Annotated in this window: 3 protein-coding genes; 2 read left to right on the top strand and 1 reads right to left on the bottom strand. The window is 67.1% G+C overall.

The genetic code is table 11. The features are described 5' to 3' along the window. Positions 1–485: 485 nt before the first annotated feature. The gene (locus NUU27_RS25250) at positions 486–1,229 is read left to right on the top strand and encodes an SDR family NAD(P)-dependent oxidoreductase (protein WP_257765048.1); all 744 of its coding nucleotides are present in this window, start codon (positions 486–488) and stop codon (positions 1,227–1,229) included. A gap of 26 nt (positions 1,230–1,255) precedes the next feature. Here NUU27_RS25250 and NUU27_RS25245 read toward each other — a convergent pair whose 3' ends face one another. Continuing rightward, positions 1,256–1,705, bottom strand: a complete 450-nt coding sequence (locus tag NUU27_RS25245; protein ID WP_257765047.1) for a host attachment family protein — start codon at positions 1,703–1,705, stop codon at positions 1,256–1,258. Between the two features lie 227 nt (positions 1,706–1,932). On the opposite strand from NUU27_RS25245, the gene NUU27_RS25240 reads away from it, so the two are divergent. After that, on the top strand, positions 1,933–2,577 hold a 645-nt coding region (locus tag NUU27_RS25240), incomplete at its 3' end, for a bifunctional precorrin-2 dehydrogenase/sirohydrochlorin ferrochelatase (protein WP_257765046.1).

Here is a 2,577-nt window from a genome sequence, read left to right as displayed (position 1 = left end):
CGCCCGGTGCCCCAGGCCGCCGTGCCGATGCCCGGCTCGAGCGATCGCACCGCCTCGGTGCGCCGTCCGGTGCCTCCGGCCGAGGTCGGCGGCGCGCCGCAGCGCCGGCAGAGCTCCATCCTCGACATCATTCTCGGAAATTAGAGTCGCACCCTCTCCTTTATACCAAGGGAGGTGGGTTTTGATCGATCTGATGGGAGATGGCGATCCGCCGGCTAGGCGCGCTGTGCAGGGCGATGCGGGGCATCGTCCAAGCAGCGCAACGACGTCCGGCGGTTCGCCATCTCCCACCCGCAGGGCCGGGGCCTTGCGCGCCGTGGCGGCGTTGCCCCGCGCTAATGATGCAAAGGCATCGCGGCGCACGGGGCGCCTTGCCACGACACGCAATCCCTCCGGTCAGATCGGTCAAAACCCACCTCCCTTGGTATTACCTATCGATTTCACAGGCCGGCTCGCATACATAGGAGCAGATCAGGGAGCAGGCCATGAACGACGAGCGCAAGACACTGGTTCTAACCGGCGCAAGCCGCGGCATCGGCCACGCCGCCGTCAAGCGCTTCTCGCGCGAGGGCTGGCGCGTCATCACCTGTTCCAGACAGGCCTTCGCCGAGGATTGTCCCTGGCCGGCCGGTCCCGAGGATCACATCCAGCTCGACCTGTCCGATCAGGAAGGGGTCGGCATCGCCATCGGTGAAATCCGGCATCGGCTGGAGGCCAATGGCGGCCGGCTCGACGCGCTGGTCAACAACGCCGCCATTTCGCCGAAGCTGGAAGGCGGCAAGCGCATGAACTCCATCGACACGCCGATGCATGTCTGGCGCGACGTGTTCCAGGTCAATTTCTTCGCCCCGATCATGCTGGCACGCGGATTGTTCAGGGAACTGGCGACGGCCAAGGGCTCGATCGTCAACGTCACCTCCATCGTCGGCAGCCGGGTGCACCCCTTCGCCGGCACCGCCTATGCGACCTCCAAGGCCGCCCTAGCCGCGCTGACGCGCGAGATGGCGGCGGATTTCGGCCCGCACGGCATTCGCGTCAACGCGATCGCGCCGGGCGAAATCGAGACCTCGATCCTGTCGCCCGGCACGGACAAGCTGGTGGAGACCATTCCGCTGCGCCGGCTCGGCCAGACCGCCGAGGTGGCCGACACGATCTTCTTCCTCTGCTCGGACCAGTCGTCCTACGTGACCGGCGCCGAAGTCCACATCAACGGCGGCCAGCACGTCTGAGCGGACTGGCGCCGGCCCGGTCCGGCTCAGCCCTGCGTCAGCACCTTCTCGATATCGCTCACCGTGTGGTTGGTGAGCGTCTTGGCGACCTCGCCGATCACCCGGTCGCCGACCTCCTTGTGCATCTCCTTGCGCAATTCGCCGAGCACCAGCGGCGGGGCGACGAGAACGAGCCGCTCGAACGCGCCGCGATGCGCCATCTTGTAGAGCCTTTCGGCGATGTCGGAAGCGAAGCGCTCCTTCTCGATGCGGTGCCAATCCGTCTCCTCGACGGCGCTCTTGTGCATGCCCCGGGCATCGTTGTAGCGGCCCGGCCTGTCCGTCCCCTGCTCCCGCGTCGGCGGGTTCTCCTCGTGCATCATCCGCACGACCTGGAGATTGGGATAAGTCGCGTCGCCCTCGTTGCGCAGGAAAAGCGCCTTCTCACCGTCGGCAACCACAACCCAAGCATCGTGAACCAGCCGGAACTCAGCCATTTCGCTCTCCGTGTCTCGTGTTGGATAAGGGAGGAACGCGGCTTGCGACCTCCCGTTCCCACACAGGAGATATGGGGACTGCCAAGGGTTCGGGGAAGGATTTGCTGCCGGAAAGCGGCGGCACGCAAAAGCAATCTTGTCGCACCCCCCGGTTCGCGAGAGCATTTCTTCAGAATCCGGCAGCGGGCGGTCATTATCCCGGGCATCGTTCACGAGGCTCGCGTTCCATGGCGACAGACACCGCAAAGCTTGCCGCTTTCCCCGTCTTCATGCGGGTGGAGGGTCGCGCCGTGGTCATCGTCGGCAACGGCGCCGAGGCGCTCGCCAAGGCCCGCCTCATCGGCCAGTCGCATGCCGAGATCGTTCTCGTCGCCGACGCGCCGGAAGCTGCGCTCGCCGACTGGGCGGAAGAGAACGGCGCCCGTCTCATCCGCGCGCCCTACACGGCCCGCTATATCGACAACGCCGTGCTCGTCTTCGCGGCGACCGACGACGAGGCGCAGGACCGCGCCGTCGTCGCCGACGCACGGGCCAGGAACATCCCCGCAAACGCCGTCGACCGTCCGGCACTGTGCGATTTCTACACCCCGGCGCTCGTCAACCGCGCACCGCTCGTCGTCGCCATAGGTACGGAAGGTGCCGGACCGGTGCTGGCACAGATGGTGCGGGCGCGCATTGACCAGATGCTCTCCCCATCCCTCGGCGCGCTCGCCCATCTCGCCACCCAGTATCGCGACGCGGTCGAGCGGCTGGTGCCGAAAGGGCTCGCCCGCCGCCGCTTCTGGAAGGCGTTCTTCACCGGCGAGCCGGCACGCGCGGCCGAGCGCGGCGATCTCGCCGCCGCCCGCCGCAGCGCCTCCAGCCTGCTCGCC

The organism is Nitratireductor sp. ZSWI3 (assembly GCF_024655565.1).
Taxonomy (GTDB): Bacteria; Pseudomonadota; Alphaproteobacteria; order Rhizobiales; family Rhizobiaceae; genus Nitratireductor.
The sequence above is the reverse complement of the archived record's forward strand: the minus strand, read 5'-3'. Positions and strand labels throughout refer to the sequence as shown.